The organism is Roseofilum sp. KMC-1 (assembly GCF_057802075.1).
Genome location: NZ_CM173605.1, coordinates 546,985 through 565,221, shown reverse-complemented (window position 1 = coordinate 565,221; position 18,237 = coordinate 546,985). Strand labels below are relative to the sequence as shown.

23 protein-coding genes and 1 other RNA gene are annotated in these 18,237 nt (G+C 45.9%); 5 read left to right on the top strand and 19 right to left on the bottom strand.

Annotated features, from left to right (window positions below):
• Position 1 precedes the first annotated feature (1 nt).
• The 7 genes from AC3FZD_RS02795 to AC3FZD_RS02765 form a co-directional block, all read right to left on the bottom strand.
• Positions 2–589, bottom strand: a complete 588-nt coding sequence (locus tag AC3FZD_RS02795; RefSeq protein WP_488738668.1) for a CPBP family intramembrane glutamic endopeptidase — start codon at positions 587–589, stop codon at positions 2–4.
• 37 nt (positions 590–626) lie between these two features.
• A complete protein-coding gene (locus AC3FZD_RS02790; protein WP_488738667.1) occupies positions 627–1,688 on the bottom strand; it encodes a DUF3326 domain-containing protein in 1,062 nt (353 codons plus the stop codon).
• On the bottom strand, positions 1,685–1,861 hold the full coding sequence (locus AC3FZD_RS02785) for a DUF8621 family protein (RefSeq protein WP_488738666.1): 177 nt from the start codon (positions 1,859–1,861) through the stop codon (positions 1,685–1,687). Before AC3FZD_RS02785 ends, AC3FZD_RS02790 begins: the two co-directional genes overlap by 4 nt.
• Positions 1,862–1,911: 50 nt before the next feature.
• Positions 1,912–2,238 (bottom strand): 2Fe-2S iron-sulfur cluster-binding protein, encoded by a 327-nt coding sequence (locus AC3FZD_RS02780; protein WP_488738665.1) that lies wholly within the window; start codon positions 2,236–2,238, stop codon positions 1,912–1,914.
• Between the two features lie 113 nt (positions 2,239–2,351).
• Positions 2,352–2,535, bottom strand: a non-coding RNA gene (ssrS, locus tag AC3FZD_RS02775) — 6S RNA.
• A gap of 55 nt (positions 2,536–2,590) precedes the next feature.
• Positions 2,591–3,724: a 5-(carboxyamino)imidazole ribonucleotide synthase gene (locus AC3FZD_RS02770; RefSeq protein WP_488738664.1), complete on the bottom strand. Its 1,134-nt coding sequence runs from the start codon at positions 3,722–3,724 to the stop codon at positions 2,591–2,593.
• A gap of 127 nt (positions 3,725–3,851) precedes the next feature.
• Complete coding sequence (locus AC3FZD_RS02765; protein ID WP_488738663.1) at positions 3,852–3,983, bottom strand: hypothetical protein; 132 nt, start codon at positions 3,981–3,983, stop codon at positions 3,852–3,854.
• A 206-nt stretch (positions 3,984–4,189) separates the two neighbouring features.
• On the opposite strand from AC3FZD_RS02765, the gene AC3FZD_RS02760 reads away from it, so the two are divergent.
• Positions 4,190–5,761 (top strand): DUF1565 domain-containing protein, encoded by a 1,572-nt coding sequence (locus AC3FZD_RS02760; RefSeq protein WP_488738662.1) that lies wholly within the window; start codon positions 4,190–4,192, stop codon positions 5,759–5,761.
• Positions 5,762–5,818: 57 nt separating this feature from the next.
• Positions 5,819–6,766: a CDF family Co(II)/Ni(II) efflux transporter DmeF gene (dmeF, locus tag AC3FZD_RS02755; RefSeq protein ID WP_488738661.1), complete on the top strand. Its 948-nt coding sequence runs from the start codon at positions 5,819–5,821 to the stop codon at positions 6,764–6,766.
• Positions 6,767–6,783: 17 nt separating this feature from the next.
• On the opposite strand, the gene AC3FZD_RS02750 is transcribed toward dmeF, so the two are convergent.
• The 6 genes from AC3FZD_RS02750 to AC3FZD_RS02725 all read right to left on the bottom strand — a co-directional run bounded on the left by AC3FZD_RS02750 (position 6,784) and on the right by AC3FZD_RS02725 (position 9,918).
• Positions 6,784–7,008: a 2-oxoglutarate and iron-dependent oxygenase domain-containing protein gene (locus AC3FZD_RS02750; protein WP_488738660.1), complete on the bottom strand. Its 225-nt coding sequence runs from the start codon at positions 7,006–7,008 to the stop codon at positions 6,784–6,786.
• Positions 6,990–7,226, bottom strand: a complete 237-nt coding sequence (locus AC3FZD_RS02745) for a hypothetical protein (RefSeq protein ID WP_488738659.1) — start codon at positions 7,224–7,226, stop codon at positions 6,990–6,992. The genes AC3FZD_RS02750 and AC3FZD_RS02745 overlap by 19 nt, the downstream gene beginning before the upstream one ends.
• 125 nt (positions 7,227–7,351) lie before the next feature.
• Positions 7,352–7,702 (bottom strand): carboxymuconolactone decarboxylase family protein, encoded by a 351-nt coding sequence (locus tag AC3FZD_RS02740; protein ID WP_488738658.1) that lies wholly within the window; start codon positions 7,700–7,702, stop codon positions 7,352–7,354.
• Positions 7,703–7,843: 141 nt separating this feature from the next.
• Positions 7,844–8,020, bottom strand: a complete 177-nt coding sequence (locus AC3FZD_RS02735) for a hypothetical protein (protein ID WP_488738657.1) — start codon at positions 8,018–8,020, stop codon at positions 7,844–7,846.
• A gap of 41 nt (positions 8,021–8,061) precedes the next feature.
• Entirely contained in the window at positions 8,062–9,357 is a 1,296-nt protein-coding gene (locus tag AC3FZD_RS02730; RefSeq protein WP_488738656.1) for a D-alanyl-D-alanine carboxypeptidase, read from the bottom strand.
• 342 nt (positions 9,358–9,699) lie between these two features.
• Entirely contained in the window at positions 9,700–9,918 is a 219-nt protein-coding gene (locus AC3FZD_RS02725; RefSeq protein ID WP_488738655.1) for a hypothetical protein, read from the bottom strand.
• Between the two features lie 72 nt (positions 9,919–9,990).
• Between AC3FZD_RS02725 and AC3FZD_RS02720 the strand changes: the two genes are divergently transcribed.
• The 3 genes from AC3FZD_RS02720 (at position 9,991) to AC3FZD_RS02710 (ending at position 12,256) form a co-directional block, all read left to right on the top strand.
• The gene (locus AC3FZD_RS02720) at positions 9,991–10,512 is read left to right on the top strand and encodes a Ycf51 family protein (protein WP_488738654.1); all 522 of its coding nucleotides are present in this window, start codon (positions 9,991–9,993) and stop codon (positions 10,510–10,512) included.
• Between the two features lie 15 nt (positions 10,513–10,527).
• On the top strand, positions 10,528–11,661 hold the full coding sequence (locus AC3FZD_RS02715) for an iron-containing alcohol dehydrogenase family protein (protein WP_488738653.1): 1,134 nt from the start codon (positions 10,528–10,530) through the stop codon (positions 11,659–11,661).
• Positions 11,662–11,767: 106 nt separating this feature from the next.
• Positions 11,768–12,256, top strand: coding sequence for a tellurite resistance TerB family protein (locus AC3FZD_RS02710; RefSeq protein WP_488738652.1), 489 nt, complete (start codon positions 11,768–11,770; stop codon positions 12,254–12,256).
• 84 nt (positions 12,257–12,340) lie between these two features.
• Here AC3FZD_RS02710 and AC3FZD_RS02705 read toward each other — a convergent pair whose 3' ends face one another.
• The 6 genes from AC3FZD_RS02705 to rnc all read right to left on the bottom strand — a co-directional run bounded on the left by AC3FZD_RS02705 (position 12,341) and on the right by rnc (position 18,187).
• Positions 12,341–13,210 (bottom strand): IS630 family transposase, encoded by an 870-nt coding sequence (locus tag AC3FZD_RS02705; RefSeq protein ID WP_488736318.1) that lies wholly within the window; start codon positions 13,208–13,210, stop codon positions 12,341–12,343.
• Positions 13,211–13,386: 176 nt separating this feature from the next.
• Positions 13,387–15,879, bottom strand: a complete 2,493-nt coding sequence (locus AC3FZD_RS02700; protein WP_488738651.1) for a glycogen/starch/alpha-glucan phosphorylase — start codon at positions 15,877–15,879, stop codon at positions 13,387–13,389.
• A 142-nt stretch (positions 15,880–16,021) separates the two neighbouring features.
• Positions 16,022–16,486 carry a pentapeptide repeat-containing protein gene (locus AC3FZD_RS02695; RefSeq protein ID WP_488738650.1) on the bottom strand — a complete coding sequence of 155 codons (465 nt, stop codon included), beginning with the start codon at positions 16,484–16,486 and terminating at the stop codon, positions 16,022–16,024.
• A 255-nt stretch (positions 16,487–16,741) separates the two neighbouring features.
• Complete coding sequence (locus tag AC3FZD_RS02690) at positions 16,742–17,110, bottom strand: DUF5615 family PIN-like protein (RefSeq protein WP_488738649.1); 369 nt, start codon at positions 17,108–17,110, stop codon at positions 16,742–16,744.
• The gene (locus tag AC3FZD_RS02685; RefSeq protein ID WP_488738648.1) at positions 17,107–17,400 is read right to left on the bottom strand and encodes a DUF433 domain-containing protein; all 294 of its coding nucleotides are present in this window, start codon (positions 17,398–17,400) and stop codon (positions 17,107–17,109) included. The genes AC3FZD_RS02690 and AC3FZD_RS02685 overlap by 4 nt, the downstream gene beginning before the upstream one ends.
• Before the next feature lie 79 nt (positions 17,401–17,479).
• The gene (rnc, locus tag AC3FZD_RS02680) at positions 17,480–18,187 is read right to left on the bottom strand and encodes a ribonuclease III (protein WP_488738647.1); all 708 of its coding nucleotides are present in this window, start codon (positions 18,185–18,187) and stop codon (positions 17,480–17,482) included.
• Between the last annotated feature and the right edge of the window lie 50 nt (positions 18,188–18,237).

The following is an 18,237-nucleotide window of genomic DNA, read 5'->3' as shown; positions in this document are numbered from 1 at the left end:
GTTAAGCGCTTAGGTTAGGATTGCCCATTTTCCAGGTGAAACTAGAGACTAGATTCGTGAGAATATGGGCTAAAATCGGAACCAGCAAGTTACCTGTGGTTAAAGCGCTATATCCTAGGGCGAGTCCGACTAAGGTAGCCCAAACGACATAAGGCCATTGATTGCTACCACTTAAGTGTAAAACTCCGAAACAGAGGCTTGATAAGATCAAACCAGTAAAGTTTAATCCTAGGGCAGGGAGCATCACCCCTCGAAAGAGAAATTCTTCGCTTAAACCCGGTAGTAAGCCTAGCCAGACGATATCGGGATAGGTTAAGGGTTTGAGGACAAGGCCGAGATAAACATCGGCACTTTGACGATAGGCGGGCCAGATGCTATACACTAGGGCACTAGCGGCGGTAATCCCTAAGCCAAGAACAACACCGATCGCCAGTTTATCGACTTGCCATTGGGCGCGAAGGTGCGTAATTGAACCCAGGGTTAACCACACTTCAGCGACAGTTAGTAAAATAATAGCAGTGACTCCCATGGCAATGAGAATTTGCGATCGCGTCATCGGTTCTAAGTCTGGATTTTGTTGGTCAGTCACGGCGTTTTAGGTGCAGAAAGGTCAATTTCGGGGTCGTTTATTCTTTCCCCGATAAAGGCAATAGGTTTGGCCCAAGAGAGTCTAGACTTACCCCAGAGCGATGAGCAACTAAGACTCCCAAGGCTTCTAAATAAGAGTTTACTCGCACTACTGGAATTTTGAGTAGCTCTGGAGGCGATCGCATCTCGGTTTTATTCTCATTTACAGCAATAATGCAAGTCGAGGTTTGACTTAACTTTAAGATAGCACTCCCACCGCAGGCCGTTGCGGGAATCACCACTGCATCCACTTGATCCGCCCAAATATCCGTCGGTTGGGGACGATAGGGCGCTAGGGGAGTCAGCAGTTGGGGGGCACGACTTAAGCCGACTAAAACGCAAGGTAAAAAGGTATAGCCGAGTTCTTCGGCAGCAGAACGGGGGGAGAGCTTGGGGTTAAGGGGTAGGGGTTGCAGGGCAGGGGCATGGGCACAGGGGATGCCAAAGGTACGAACGACGAGATGGGAGATAATGGCTTCGACACCAGCAATGGGGTCTACCCCTTGTCCTTGTCTATAGTTTTGCAGAGCTTCGCTCTCGGTGTCGTCGGGAAATCTGGCGACTACGGCGAGAGCCTCTGCTCCTTGTCGATCGATTAATTCCTGAGCTGCACGCAGCAAGCTCTCCGGGTTGCCCAGGGTTCCCCAACTAGCCTGACTTTCTCCTTGAGTTAAACTTACCTCTAGGGGGGCATCGGTGATGACATACCCAGTGATATTTAATCCCAGGGTTGCCCGTGCTGCATCGGCCACTTGGTGATGGCGAGTGCGTAAGTCTGGCTCGATCGCCCGGTCGAGAATTAACCCAATACGGTTACTTTTGACTGGGCGCAGTCCCCAGTGTTGACTGGCAAACCGATCTAGGGCATAGCCTTCCACATACAAGCTATTGGGAATATTCCAGTAGAGGGATGCGCCATTGAGAACATTGGGATGGGAAATGAGGCGATCGCTAATGGAGGCGATCGCCTTCGCCACCGGTAAGGCATCCCCCGCATAGCCCCCAATGGCTGCACCAATACCTGTGGGAACGATTAAGACAACCGTATAAGGGCGATTCACGCTTGCTCGATCACCACCGCTTCCACTGTCACCTTCTGCTGTGCTTCATCCACCGCAGTCACTGCCCAACGCAAGGGTTCGCCCCGCTTTTCCAGTTCTGCTTCAATTTCTTGATGCAGTTGGTTCGGTGTTGCTTGTAAATCAATTTCGGCTGTAATAAAGTGAGTCGTCATTTATGTATTCTCCAGGGAAGAGGGATATAGGCAGAGGGCATTTCCAAGCACTACGATTTTACAAACTGTTTGTTATACACTTCATCCTCTTTTTCCGTCTCTAACTTAATATTCGATTGAGGATAAGCGGAACACAGCAGAGCATATCCTTCCTGGCGCAACTCAGGACTCAAACCCATGGCATCATTTTCATCACCATAGCGCACCGCTCCTTCCGTCAGCAATACGGCGCAGGTTTCACAGACTCCGGCTAAACAAGACTGGGGTAAATCTAGACCCTTTTCATTCGCGACTTCTAGAATTTTCCGGTCTTCAGGAACTTCAATCGTATAGGTTGTTCCTTGGTGATTAATTTCAACAGTAAAAGTTTTTGTCATAGGGCTTGCAGTAGAGAAAAACACGAATGCGCCTCTTTTGGGCGCGTCCTCGATTTTATCATTACTCAAGCAGCTTGTGGCGATTATATTTTGACCCCAATTTTTTCTGGGTGAGATAGACCGCAACGCCGTCTTGCCTCAGCTTTTGACCTGGGGTTACCAGGTGGGTACTGAAGTCCGGGCATTCGTTTCCGAGTGCTGGCTCGGTTTACTGCTGCTAGGATCTTTTTCAGTTCCCTTATAAGTCAAGCATAGATCATAAAACGTTATTGGCAGTCACCAACGCCGCAGCCTATCTTGATCGGTATTGTAAGTCAATTTTCGATTCTGGGCTAGGGGGGATTAGATATTTTTATCCCGGATACCAAATCGATTCAATTTTCTGGGCGATCGCCACCAACGCCTCCCGTTTTGTGCTATCCGTACAGACGGTAACATGGCCTAACTTGCGTCCCGGTCTCACTTCCGGCTTACCATACCAATGCACATGAGTTCCCGGCAGTTGGGCTAACCGCTCCCGCTTCTCTAAATAGTCGCTCTCAGAGTCTTCATACCCCAATAAATTCACCATCACCGCGCCCCCACACTTCAAACTGGGATCGCCCACCGGTAAATCAGCCACCGCTCGCAGATGTTGGGCAAACTGGGAAGTCTGACAAGCATCTAAGCTAAAATGACCGGAATTATGGGTACGCGGTGCAATTTCATTCACCAAAACTTGCCCATCAGAGGTTAGGAAAAACTCAATCCCCAAAATGCCAATGACCTCTAGCTCATTGAGTAACTTCTGGGCAATTTCTGTGACGTTTTGCTGCACCTTTTCCCCTACTTCAGCCGGAACCAACACCCACCGGCACACCTGATTAATCTGTTGACTTTCCACCACCGGATACACCACCACCTCTCCAGAAGAAAATCGCGCCGCCATCACTGCCAACTCTCGCTCGAAGGGCACGAATTCTTCTAATAAAACGGGCACATCGGCAAAAGTTTTTGCCCCTTGGTTTAACTCTTCTCGATCTTTTAAAATTAAGGTTCCTTGCCCATCATATCCCTGTCTTCGGGTCTTCAAAACCACAGGAAAAGACAAATTTTCTGGTAAATGATGCCAATCTACACTCTGAAACCAGGGAACCGGAATTCCTAAATCTTGCAGAAAACAGCGCTGATCGTATTTATCTAATAATGGTTTGAGGGCAGATAAACGAGGACGAAAACAGACTCCAGATTGCTCTAGAAAAGAGAGGGCCTCTAGATCGATAAACTCATTCTCAAAGGTAATGACATCACAGCGCTGTGCTAACCGTTCTGTAGTGGTTGCATCGGCGATCGCCCCAAAAATGACCTCCGAAGCTCTAGAGACCGCAGGATCGCTCGATTTCGGGGTTTGTATCATCAATTCTAGACCCAATGCTTCAGCTTCCAGAGCCATCATCCAAGCCAACTGTCCCCCCCCGATCGCCCCCACGCGAGTTTTCTGTCCCATGCTTACCCCTCCTTAAGTGGATCTCAATTCTATCCTTTATGCTAGAGAACTCGATATTGCTAAAGCTAAACGCATTTTGGGAGTTGATCGATCCTGAACCGTTAAAAAACTGGTTTACTCATTGTTGTTACTGTTCCTCATAACAGCGCAAAGCGCTGTATGTTTCAGTCCTTCTGAGGAAGCTTTGATGGTTGGCATACTTGAGTCTCCAAATAAAATTAGCGATCGCCCCCACGCGAGTTTTCTGTCCCTGTTTCATAATTCCCTATTTTGAATCACCCAATCTCCCATCCTACCCATATTTTCCCCACTCCCCCATCTCCCACTCCCCCCTGATGGGAACCCGATCGCCGCGTAAGCATTCAGAAATGCCTATCCCCTAAATCTATACTCCCATAGACTTAGGTGATACCATAATCTGCAACTCTTAACTATCCTCATCCCCTTACCACCAGAGAGGTTCCCTTGAACAGAACAATCCTTAAGTCCAGTACCGTTCTATTCACCCTACTGAGTCTCAGTTTGAGTGCGGCAACTTCCCCCAAACCCGTGATAGCTTCTGAGTATACCGCTCAACTCGCCCTAGAAGTCTCCACCGAACGACCCACCCTATGGGTGAACCCCCAAACGGGCAACGATCGATCGGGAAACGGCACAGCACAAGCACCCTATCGCACCTTAACCTATGCCTTACGCATGGCTGCACCCAACAGCGTGATTCAACTGGCTCCAGGAACCTATACTGAGCAAACCGGAGAAGTTTTTCCCATTCAACTCAAACGCGATGTCATCATTGTTGGGAACCCCGATAATAAAGGACAAAACGTCATTATCCAAGGGGGAGGACGCTTTATCAGTCCCACCTTTGCCCGGCAAAATATTACCCTCCTCGGAGCCAATGATGCCGCTCTAGCAGGCGTAACCGTAACCAACCCCAACGATCGCGGTTATGGCTTATGGATAGAATCGAGTTCCTTAGTTGTCGCCGATAACACCTTTACCGGCAATGTCCATGATGGCATCTCCATCACCGGTAGGAGTGGCTCCGTCATTCGCAGTAACCACTTTACCCGCAATGGAGCCAACGGCATCACCATCTATGGCACATCCAATCCCGAAGTCCGGGATAATGTCTTTGATAATACCGGATTCGGCATCAATATTAATCAGAATGCCAAGCCATTAATTGTTAACAATCAAATTATTAATAACCGTGATGGCGTAGTGGTACAAGCCAAAGCCACCCCCATTTTACGACAAAATCGCATTGAAAATAATCAGCGCAATGGATTAGTCGCGATCTCCGAATCCCAACCCAATCTCGGTACAGCCAACGAACCCGGTAATAATCAGTTCCGCAACAATGGTGAATATGACATTAATACTGAAGGTGCTAAAAACATCATTCCTGTCTACGGCAATCAACTGATTACCCGCCGGATTGTCGGCAGTCTCGACTTTCAAGGCACAACAGCCCTGATCCAATCTGCCCCAGAAACTCCCCGTCCCCTCTCCCCACCCTCTCGCACCCTACCCCCGACTCGTCCCGTTACCCCTCCTCCAAGCAACAATTCCCCCTCCCGCACTCCAGTTCCCATCCCCGTACCCCCTCCCCAGTCGAGTACCCCCCTTCCTGCCCCCCCTCGGAGTACCCCCCTTCCTGCACCTAATCGCAGTTCCTCCGTTACTTCCCAAGTGCCTAGCTTAGAACCCCTGCCCGTTCCCAATATCGATATTCCCTTGGGAGATAACAGCTATGCTAGTCGCATTCCCAACAGACCCAGTATGCCCGGCAGCCCTCCCCCTCCTCCTAATAGCGTTGGTTCCGCCTTGGGCTTGCGCTATCGAGTGATTGTCTATACAGCATCAACCCAAGAACAAAACCGGGTTAAATCTCTGGTTCCTGATGCCTTCCGCAGTTCTTACCAAGGGCGATCGGTAACTCAAGTTGGCGCATTTCCTACCCTAGAAGAAGCCCAAACCCGGCTAGAGTTAGTCCGCAATGCGGGACTACGAGCTGAACTGGTAGACTATTAAGTTAAGTCAATCAGTCAAAACTCCCCCATCTCCCCATCCCTCTATCCCCCATCCCCCATGCATATTCACAACCTAGAAGAATGGCAGCATTCCCATAATTTCTTAGCTGATCGCCATGGAGCTGAACAAAAAACCCGCATCGTGATCGCTCTGACTGCTGTCACTATGATCGCTGAGATTGTCGCGGGTACGATCTTTGGTTCCATGGCTCTACTCGCCGATGGCTGGCATATGGCGACCCATATTGCAGCCTTTGGGATTACTCTATTTGCCTATCAATATGCTCGCCATCATGCCAATGACCCCAAATATACGTTTGGCACGGGTAAAGTTAGCACCCTAGGAGGCTTTGCCAGTGCCGTCGCTCTGGCAGTGGTGGCTTGTGTAATGGTGGTGGAGTCCATCGGTCGTTTGTTACAACCGGAAGCCATTCAGTTTAATGAGGCGATTATTGTGGCGGTGGTTGGTTTGGTGGTGAATTGGGTTAGCGCTCTGTTATTAGAGGATCATGATCACGATCATCATCATGAGGATCATCATCATGAGGATCATAATCTTCGCGCTGCCTATTTCCATGTCTTAGCTGATGCTTTAACCTCGATTTTGGCCATTTTTGCCCTGTTCGCGGGTAAGTTTCTGGGCTGGATCTGGATGGATGCAGCCATGGGCATGATTGGAGCCATGGTGATTAGCAAATGGTCTTATAATCTCTTGCGAGAAACGAGCGCCCTATTGCTAGATGGGGCGATCGATAAACAAACTAAGCTGGATATTATTAATCGCATTGAAGAGGATGCCGATAATCGGGTCGTTGACTTGCATGTTTGGCATCTCACTGAAGAGCATTTAGCGGCAACGATTTCCCTGGTTACCCACTATCCCCAAGAACCGGAGTATTACAAAACGCTCCTTGCTTCCATTTCTTCCCTGTCCCATGTGTTAGTTGAAGTCCATCCCTGTGAAGGACAACCTTGTGTGGATCTGAAAAAAGATCGATCCCAATAAGGGGTATAAATTACTAATCATACAGCGCTTTGCGCCCTGTAGTGTAAGATTTTACCATACATAGGACTGTAGCCTCTACAGGTTTTAGGCTCAACGGTTTGTTTCTCTTGACTGTAGGCTTTTTTAGTTTCTTCGGGTAACTGGAAAAAGTTGCGGGAAGCATCAATGGTTTTCTGGACTAATTCGGGGGAGATCCCATGATCTTTGAGCTTTTCTAACGAGATTATGGGTAATGTATCCATGAAGATTTCTCCTGATTTTTCTCAAGTTCCGATCGCGATCGGATTGCGTAACTACGATCGATTTTTATTCTTTTATTGATACACTGCGATCGCCCACCCAAAACATCCATAATCGGCTCTACCCCTAATCCTGGCCCCTCTGGAGCCACCGTTTTACCCCCTTGACCGCGAAGGTAAAAATGCAGGTGATTGGGGCCATTATGCGTAAACTTCTTCATTTGGATTTTGCCTTGTTGAAGTCCCAAAAGCCTTTTGACCCCAATTACACGATCGCCTTCCCGATCGCCACCCCTTGACATCCAAGACAGTATCTACATATAATCGCCTTGATCTGAATTAATCTTTAGGATTTTTCTGCCATAAACTGGTCATAAGCCATCAAGGCCTCTGCGCCATAAACTGTTGATGGCCCGCCCCCCATCAGTTGACAAACACCGATCATCTCTACCAGTTCTTCACGAGTAACTCCAGCTTTGATGCAAGCTTCGGTGTGATGGGCAATACAACCATCACATCGGGCCGCAATACCGAGAGCAAGGGCAATCAATTCTTTGATTTTAGGAGAGAGCGCTCCTTCTTTCATGGTTGTAGCCTTAATTAAAGCTCCAAAAGCTTTCATGGTTTCTGGCTCTTGTGCCCCCAGTTTTTTGCTCCCCTCCATAAAGTTTTTGCCAATTTCGGGATAGTTTTTCATTACATTATCTCCTGGAAATTTTCCTCTAGATCATTGAAGGGTTCAATGATGATTCAATTATGATTATAGTACAATACTACTGTTTAGTTATTAAGTTTTTACCAAATTTATACTCTATCTACAGCTCTGGAGTGTCCCCCCTCACAATTGGGGTTTAATCTGATGCTGGGGAATTTCTGGAGCCGTTTTACTCTCTTTTAACCGATAGCCTTGTTGTTGTAGGTCTTTGACAAAATCCGTAGTCTCTAAAGGTGTAGACTCCGGCTGAGGGGTTTGGGGTTGATGACGTTGATGTTTGAGTTTAGCTTTGCGTCCCATAGAATCTGCCCTATTTTGCTCAAGAGAGCCTGAGTGCTATTTTACCAAAGAATTTGATGACGGGAAAAGTCCCCAAGCGTGCGTAGGGATGAAGCCAGTTGGGTTTGGGGTTGTATGGTTTCGGGGGGATTGCTGACTCCGCCCCAATGGTAGGCGAGGGTATGCAATAATTCATCCTGTTGGATGCGAAAGCCTTCAATATCCCAGCCTTGGTTCATGATACTAAACCAGACTAAACCGCGATCGCGGGTAAAAATCACCCCAGCCAAGTTACTGACGGTTGATAGTGTACCCGTTTTAACTATAGTGTATTGAGGCGGATGGCGATCGCTAATCGTGCCCCCATCATAACCGACCACTGGAAAAACATTAGCAATACTGAGATGATAAAGCTGTAAATACCGTTGAATCGCCATCAGTAATAAAACAGAACAACGGGGAGACATGCGGTTATCAACCCCCAATCCCGATCCATTGATCAGTTGTATTTCATTGGAGGGGATACCGGCAAAACCAGCGGCCAATTCCTCCATGCGACGATCTCCTCCTAAAGATTCAGCTAGGGTTTCCGCTAAAGCATTGTGACTATGGACATTCATCCGTCTGAGGATTTCCACTAGAGCTAGGGACTGGTGACGTAACAAAGGAGTCAACTGACCTGGAGAAGCTTGAACAAGAATGGAACCGGCGATCGCCACTTGGGGGCGTGGTAAATTATGGGGTAAACTGCGATACTGATTTTCCAGATGGCGATCCCAGAGATTGGCATTAATGCTGCGATAGAACTTTGCGCCCACTGTGGCTGGATCGGTTTCATAGTTCATCCACAGGGGGCCAGTAATAATTAAATCTCCGGTGACTTGAGTAATTCCTAATTCATTAAGCTGTTGACCGATCGCGATTGCCTCTTGCCACACCAACATCGGATCGGAACCCCCAATGATGACTAAATCTCCTGCAACTACCCCATTGTTAAGTTCACCGGCGATCGCCACTTGGGTCGTAAACTGATGATAGGGGCCCCACTGCTTCAGAGCTGCTAACGTGGTTGCTACCTTAGTTAAGGATGCACCAGAAAAGAGCTTTGTCCCCTGATGGTCGAATAAAACTGACTCTCCTGATTGTAGCCAAACACCGTGATAGCTTTGGCCGGGGCTTTTTTGACTCCAACTATTCAAATAAGGATTAATCAGACTGGCTAGATTAACCCTGGGATCTCGATGGAGAACCCAGCGAGAGGTATTTTGTTGCCAGGTAACCGGGATTTGCAACACATCGTTTAATCCCGCTTGGTCTAACCATAAGGCTAGGGGAATTGCGCTTAACCATTCCAACACTCTGCGATCTCCCTTTGAGAAAAATCTCTAAAGTTTGCTAGGGTTAAATACACCCCGGCTCCCTCTTGAGGACGGCCTAAATGACTTATCATAAATCTTAACCAAATGTAATTTAAGATAACATTGCTATGCCCACAACCGCAGATTTTTTACAGGCTTCTGAGTGGTTGGCGATCGCCACCGCAGTCAGTATTGCCTTTTTTACTATCCTTAATCTCAACTTTCCTTGAATTTAGGACAAACCTCAAATGCTAACTGAGATCCATAAAAACACACATCAAACTCGGTCAAAAAATTGGTTCGTCCTAAAAGAATCGGAATATTAAACGATATCGCCGACCATTAAGCATTTTGCACTTTTTCTACTTCCATTTCCAGTAATTGCATCAGTTCTACTGCACCGGTATTACCCGTATGCACCCCAGTCATAATTGCCTCAGTGTCATTTTCCCAACTTAAGCCCTCTTCCTTGGCGAGTTCCATCGCTAAGAACTGTATTATTTTCAACTGCTCTAAGCGAGATAGCTGTTGTAATTGTTCTAATAATTCAGAACGTAACATAAAAAGCCCTCATTTTTAATGGATTTGACTTATGATAAGTTTTGGCTAAACATAACTTAAGATAACATTGCTATGCCCACAACCGCAGATTTTTTACAAGCTTCTGAGTGGTTGGCGATCGCCACCGCAGTCAGTATTGCCTTTACCCTTCTTTGCTTTGTCTTTAAGTGGGGGTTTCGCTTCCGCTTTGTCGGGGTGAGTTCATTTATGGCGGTACTGACTGCGGGCCTGTTTTCCTTGAGCTTGGTTCCCTTTACCCGAACAGTTGTTCCTGGATCGGTGCATTATTCCCTGGTGTTCGATAATGGGGCAACCCATACCGTGATTGCCGTATCGCCCCAAATTACAGAATCGGAATTAGAAGCGACCCTAAAACAAGCAGCGCTTAATCTATTTTCCTATGGGAGACCGTCAACCGATGGCGATCGCCTAACGGTTTTGGCCCGCACCATTATTCACCCTGACCCCAAAGTATCAGAGGCGATATATTTAGGCAAAGCCCAACAATCCCCTTATCAGGGAGGCGATCGAGAAATTACGGTGGAGATTAACCGAGAAAACCTACAACAGCTTCAGACTCTGAACCCTTCTTAATCAGGAGATGCATACATGATCCAATCAACCCCATCAACCTCTGAATATCACCCCATCACTGCCGTTGCCAGTTCTATCACCATTCAGGTAGGGCCAGCGCGGGCAATCCGGGGATCGCAGAGTTTAGATCGCAGTGGTAGGGAGTTGGCCGCTTTGGGTCAGCGTCCCTTGGTCATTGGGGGCGATCGCTCTTTGAGCATAATTCAACCGCGCCTCTTTCGAGTTCTCGAAGAGCAAGGCTTGACCCCACAAACCGCTTCCTATCTGCCTGACTGTAGCGAAACTTCCCTAGAAACCCTCCGCCAAGCGGTAGGGGATCATCAAGCCGATTTTATTATTGGTGTGGGTGGGGGTAAAGCCCTGGATACGGCCAAACTAATTGCCCATCAATGCCATTTGGCGATCTCCACCATCCCCACTTCCGGCGCAACCTGTGCCGCTTGGACTGCCCTCTCCAATGTCTATTCTAATCAAGGGGCATTTCTCTATGATGTGGCCCTAGATCGCTGTCCCGATCTGCTCATCCTGGACTACGATCTGATTCTCACCGCTCCCAAGCGCACCTTAGTGGCAGGAATTGGGGATGCGATCGCCAAATGGTATGAAGCCTCAGTCAGTAGCGGTCATTGCGAACAAACCTTAATTATCGCTGCTGTCCAACAGGCTAGAGTCCTGCGCGACATCCTCTTGCAACATTCAGTAGAAGCCCTGCAAAACCCTGGCAGTGACACCTGGCAACAAATTGTTGATGCTTGTGTATTGATGGCTGGAGTGACCGGAGGATTAGGGGGCGCTCAATGCCGCACTGTCGCGGCCCATGCGGTGCATAATGGCTTAACCCATATTGGCACAACCCATAAAACCCTCCATGGGGAAAAAGTCGCCTATGGGATTTTGGTACAACTGCGCTTAGAGGAAATGATTCAAAATAATCATTTGGCACTCTCTGCTCGTCAACAGTTGATTAAGTTTTACGATCAAATTGGCTTACCCAAAACCTTAGAAGATTTAGGTTTAGCGGAAGTGACCTTAGCTCAATTGCGACAATCCGCCGCCATCGCCTGTGCTGAATCTTCGGATATTCATCATCTTCCCTTTGCCGTAAATCCAGATCAACTCGTAGCAGCCATGGTTTCTACCCTAAATTAAAAAGCGCTTTTGTCTGGTCGGGTAATGGGTAATCGTCAATTGCCTATTGCCTGCGAACCATGCTACCGTGGAAAATTAAAACTCATCACCCCCTCTAGGAGAAAATATGGCTCTGCAACCCCCACCCCCTCCTCCCATTACACCCCGTCAGATGAATGTATTGCGTGTGGTTACAGCCATGGCTTGGTCTGATGGGGAGTTAGCCACGGAAGAAGTGGATATCATGCTCGATCGCTTTAGTGAGTTGTTTGCGCCTGGAGACTCGACGCAACAGCAGGAACTCAAGCAAGAATTACGGGATTATATGATGCAAAATATCCCCCTAGAAGAGTTAATTCCTAAGTTAGAAACGGTGGAAGATCGCAAAATTGCCTTGAAATTGGGGTATGAAGTGATTGCTTCTAGTGCCCGCACCCCTGATGAAGATTGGATTAATGCAGAGGAGGAGGAAGCCTATAAAAAGTTGGTAAAATTAGTGGATTTACCTGCGGAAGAAGCCACGACTATTGCCCAGGAAGCCGCCGCAGAGATAGGGAAAGACCAAACGATGGTGGAAACCCTGACTCAGGAATTGGCTAAGTTTTTTAAGGCATAAATCTATAGAATTGTGGCAGAAGAGGGATGATTTTTAATTTCTCTTCTGCTCGACTAGAAGTTATAGCGCTTCGCGCTGGTCTATTTACAAATACTGGAATGCTGCGTCTGCTGCTTTATGAATATTATAGTCATGAAGAGGCAACTCTTTTCTAATTGCTGTCTTTACTTTTTGCCACCAATGTTCAATTGGGTTTAAGTCAGGAGAGTAGGTAGGCAAAAACAGCAATTCACATCCCGCTTTTTCAATTAGTTCTCTAATTTTACGGGAGTTATGGAAAGGAGCATTATCCATAATAATTACCTGACCTTTTTCCACCTCTGGCAATAAACATTTTTCCAACCAAGTCTCGATCACCTTGGCTGTGCAATATCCTTGATATACCATCGGAGCCAAGATTTTTCCGTCACATAAAGCGCCGATAATACTTAATCTATCTTGGCGTTTTCCGGGTCGCATACTATATAATCTTTCCCCTTTTTGACTCCATCCATAAGGATAGCTTTCATTATTATTTATCCCGCTTTCGTCCATGTAGATTACCTGTTTTGATCTATATTGAGCTAGTTTACGCCTAAACTCAGACCGTTCCTCCTCACATCTTTCCTGATAACCATAAGTTTTTTTTTTACGAGTGTAACCCATTTTTTTTAACCCTCTACTAATTGTATGATGACTGACATCACCCCATAATTTGGCTAATTCTTTTTGAGTTTTGTCAGGGTTAGCATCGACAAATTCTTTGAACTTTTCCCAGTCTTTAATCCCACAAGGTTGAGCTGGAGGTCTGCCTTTTTTAGGAACTGTCGAACCGGTTTTTTCTTTGGTTTCTTTCCATCTATAAAGGGTTGGGCGGCTAATTTTCAGTGCCCGACTCACTTGGCTGATTGGTACACCATTTCCTATCAGCTCCAAGGCCCGTATTCGGATTTTTTGACTATAAGCACTTGCCATCGCGAGTAGACCTGCTCGAAAGTTGTACATTCTCTATTCTAACTTGTAACTAGACGAGGGCGAAGCGCTATATATAGCTAGTCTAAATGAGTTGTGCAAGGGAAAATGTCCTCGATACTGTACTCCGTTACAGCGCTTTGCGCTGTAACTCGTTGAGGTTTGCTCTAGCAAGTCGGTTAAGAAGGATAAACTGGCTGAATGTGCCAAATATCTCTAGCATATTCGGCGATCGCGCGATCGCTGGAAAATTTACCCATCCTAGCCGTATTCAAAATCGATTGTTTTGTCCAGTTTGTCCGGTTTTGATAGGCATCACTAACTCGCTCTTGACACTGGATATAATCAGCATAGTCAGCCAAGAGTAAATATTCATCCCGTTCCCATAAAGAATCAACAATGGGGTGAAATAACTGCGGATTTTCCGGTGAAAACTCTCCGTTAGCAATGCCATCGATCGCGGCTTTCAGTTCCCGATTCTGACGATAATAAGATTTAGGATGATACCCCTTCACTTTGAGTGCTTGCGCTTCCGATGCCGTTAAACCAAACAGGAAAAAATTCTCCTCACCCACTTCTTCCCGGATTTCAATATTTGCCCCATCTAATGTGCCAATAGTGACCGCACCATTGAGGGCAAATTTCATATTTCCTGTCCCGGATGCCTCCTTTCCGGCCATGGAAATCTGCTCTGAGAGATCGGCAGCCGGGTAAATTTTTTGTCCCAAGGAAACGGAATATCCAGCGAGAAATACGACTTTTAGGCGATCGCCCACATCTGGATCGGGATTCACCACCCGCGCCACCGCATTAATCAACTGAATCACCATTTTTGCCATAAAGTAGCCTGGAGCCGCTTTCCCGGCGAAAATAAATGTCCTAGGGACAAGATTTAACCCAGGATTCCCCTTAATCCGATGATACAAGGTGATAATATGCAGTACACTCAAAAGTTGACGCTTATACTCATGCATCCGCTTCACTTGAATATCGAACAAAGAACCTGGATTGACTTCTAAATCATTAAACAACAAAATATGCTCGGCCAAAGCCACCTTATGCCCATATTTAATCTGTTGCCATTCCTGTTGAAACTTAGGATCGTCAGCATAGGCTTCTAATCCTCGCAATTGATCTAAATTCGTAATCCAACCTTGACCAATTTTGGAGCTGATTAAGCCAGACAACTGGGGATTACTCAACAGCAACCAACGCCTTGGCGTAATGCCATTGGTTTTATTCTGAATTTTTTGCGGCCAATAGTCATGAAAATCATGTAAAACCTGAGCCTTTAACAAATCTGTATGCAGTTGAGCCACCCCATTAATGCAGTGAGAACCCACACAAGCTAAATGGGCCATTCTAATTTTTTTCTCTGGATATTCCTGGACTAAGGACATGCGCGATAACCGGTCTAAATCTCCAGGATATCGAGAACGAACTTCATTCAGAAATCGCTGATTGATTTCATAAATGATTTCTAAATGCCTGGGGAGCAATGATTCAAATAAACTCACCGGCCAAGTTTCCAGAGCTTCCGAAAGTAGGGTATGATTGGTATAGGCAAAAACATGCTTAGTAATGTACCAAGATCGATTCCAGCCCAAGTGATATTCATCTATTAATAACCGCATTAACTCCGCTACACCAATGGAAGGATGGGTATCATTAAGCTGAATAGCTACTTTTTCATGGAAGCGATCGAAGTTGTCATATTGCCGTCTGTAGCGATTAATAATATCTTGTAGAGAACAACTGACAAAGAAATATTGCTGCTCTAGCCGTAACTTTTTCCCCTGAGAGGTATTATCATTGGGATAGAGGACTTTAGAAATATTTTCTGAGAAAATTTTATCGGCTACTGCTCCTACATAATCCCCGCGATCGAAATCAGCAAAATTAAGTTCTTCTGTGGCATGGGCCCGCCATAATCTTAACCGATTAACGGTCTGATTTTGATAGCCAGGGACAGGAGTATCATAGGGGGTTCCGGTGACTTCGCGATCCCCTATCCACCGGATCTGCATTTGCCCAGATTCATCTTGAGAAAACTCGGTATATCCGCCAAATTTTACCCGCACACTCGCTTCTGGCCGGCACACTTCCCAAGGGTTTCCATAGCGCAACCATTTATCGGGACGCTCGACTTGCACCCCATTGATAATCAGTTGATCGAAAATGCCAAATTCATAGCGGATGCCATACCCCATAGCGGGTAAACTTAAGGTGGCCAAAGAATCTAGAAAACAAGCGGCCAAGCGACCTAAACCGCCATTTCCTAAACCGGGTTCTGCTTCTAACACCACCAAATCTTGCAGATTTAATCCCAACTGCTCTAAGGCTGCTACCATGTCCTCATAAATGCCTAAATTAAGTAAATTATTACTCAGTTGACAACCCATGAGGAACTCAGCAGAGAGATAATAGATGGTTTTGGCCTGATGTTCTCGATAGCGATGGGTGGTATTGAGGCGATGATCTAGGAGGCGATCGCGCACTGTATACGCCAGAGCCATATAATAATCATAGGGAGTCGCTAGATTCAGCGTTTTCCCTTGAAGACAATGCAGATTACGGATAAAATCCTGTTTTAAGGCTTCCACCTGACTTGCCTGACTGCCAGAATCTCCTTTCATCACATCATTATCTTGAGAAAAAAATTGGCTTGACATAATCTGATTTTAATCCCGAATAACGATTACATAAATTTCAAGTGTAGATGCCAGAAAATACCCTTATCTTTAATCATGCTGTGCTTAATTTCTTCCTCTGCATAAAAGTTAACAAGGGGTCTCTAACCCCTTGCTTTATCTCTTAAGAATGTTGGACTCCATCTGGCATAACAGCTTTACTCAAATCGGTTTTATCCAATTTTGCTGTATCGAATTGGGCATTGGTTAAGTTAGCCCGACATAAACTGGCCAGACTCAAATCAGCATAGCTTAAATTGGCATCAGTTAAATCTGCTCCACTTAAATCTGCTCCACTTAAATCTGCTCCACTTAAATCTGCACCTCGGAGATCTGCGCCAATGAGTTCAGCTTCACTCAGATTAATTCCACTCAAATTAGCACAATACAAATTAGCTCGAATTAATCGAGCGCGGAACAAATCAGCCCCCACCAGATTAATCCGAAATAGATTAGCGGCAAATAGATCCGCTCGCAATAAGCGAACCCCTGGTAAATTGGCGCTACTCAATTCAGCTCGAAACAGGTCAACGTCCTTAAAATAGCGTTCCCCGGAGCTATAGCGGTCTAGAAATTCATTAACATCCATAGAGACGTTCAGGTTTTAACATGAACACAATCTCTATTGTCCCAACTGAAGGGGACAACCGTCACCTATCTAGGCGGTTTTTCGTAACAATTTGTTATATATAGACGGTTACAAACCCGTTTTCTGACAGAAACCGGGTTTCTGGGTTGTGGGTATTACCGATTTTTAATCGATCTAACCCTCTACATGCTGCAAGGCATCTTCAGCCGCTTTTTTCTCGGCAAAAGTAGGGGAGGCACTGCCCACCCTACCAATTTACTCCCGGATATAGGAACTTAAGAAAATTAATTGATTGATCATATCTTCCGCAGATTTTAGAGCAATTAGCTTGAGTAAACCCCTGAGTTGTTCGCCAATTGAATAACGCTGTTGAGGTACTAGAATAATACCGCTATGGCTTCTTCCTTCTGCTACGAAACTACTATGTAGCTGATGAAAATCTCCCATATTAAAGCTATAAATAACACGCTGCTGCTGGGTTGACAAAATCAGTTGCGCCTCATCAGAGAAACTGAGTCGATTGACATCAGCGACGGTTATGACATCTACACCAGAATTCCGTAAAGCTTGCACTAATCCATCTTGAAGTGCATCTTCATCAAGATATAGACGAACTTTACTCATAGGACTTGATTATTCTGGTATTCCCTTTCTAGGCGATCGCACTCTTCATAATAGACTTTAATATCCCTATCAATACGCCCTTGATTAGCATAATAGTAGGCTAAAGCAGCATAAACCTGTGCCGGTGTTAAATTTATTCTTTGTGCCAGAATCTCTTCCGGTTTCATTCCTGCTTGGAAATCAATAACAATATTTTGAACGGTAACGCGAGTGCCTGCAATTCGTGGCAGGTTACCACAAGTTTCAGGAGTTTGTACAATTAATGTACCAATATCAGTTGTTACTTGCATGGTTTTTTTTGGGGTTATCTTTCAAGGGACGTTAGAAAACGGGTTTATGGGTTGTGGGTATTACCGATTTTTAATCGATCTAACCCTCTACATGCTGCAAGGCATCTTCAGCCGCTTTTTTCTCTGCTTCTTTTTTGCGACGGCCTTTACCTTCGCCATACTTTTTGCCCTTTACCCAAACTTCAACACAAAAGACTTTTTCATGGTCTTCGCCCCATTCCTTAACTACTTTATAGTCTGGGGTTTGCTGATACTCTTTCAATGCCCATTGCTGAAGTTTTCCTTTGCTATCAATTAAACTTGGAGGATGTTCAGCGTCGGATGAGTCCATCAAGTCATCGGCAATTTGGGTAAATAAACGAGTTACAAACTTACGCACTTTCAGGATGCCTGTATCTAAATAGTAGGCCCCAATAATTGCTTCTAGGGTATCACTGAGTAAGGCGGGATTGTTTTGGGCGTTGTTTTGAATTGCTCCTTTGCCTAAACGCATGAGTTTACCCACGCCTAATTCTTCTGCTAATCTTGCAAGTTGTTGTTCATCGACTAATTTAGAGCGCAATCGGGTCATTTGAGCTTCGGTAATATGTGCCGAACTGCCATAACGCTTATAAATCAGTTCACTGACTAAAAACCCTAAAACTGCATCGCCCAAAAACTCTAATCCTTCGTTATCTTCTTGGATATCGGCATGTTCATTGGTATAGGAGCGATGGGTTAAAGCACGAAGCCAAAGGGCTTCATCTGTTAAAGTTGGCAGTTCTATCGGTTTAGCAGGACGAGGCATAAAAACGATCTCAGAGTTTAGTAAGGATGAATCAAGATCCAACCCAGGGA